The following is a 204-nucleotide window of genomic DNA, read 5'->3' as shown; positions in this document are numbered from 1 at the left end:
TTAGTCCAATTCAAACGCGACGCGCTCCCGGAGCCGGACTGCTACCAGATCCGCTTTCAATCCTACCTTAGTCCAATTCAAACCATCGTACGTGCCGACCTCTAGATCGTGTATCATGCTTTCAATCCTACCTTAGTCCAATTCAAACTCCGGACGTCGATCACGAACCCGCCGAACCTGAGCTGCTTTCAATCCTACCTTAGT

Source organism: Methanoculleus sp. UBA208 (genome assembly GCF_002498065.1).
Taxonomy (GTDB): Archaea; Halobacteriota; Methanomicrobia; order Methanomicrobiales; family Methanoculleaceae; genus Methanoculleus.
This window is presented reverse-complemented; position numbering follows the sequence as displayed.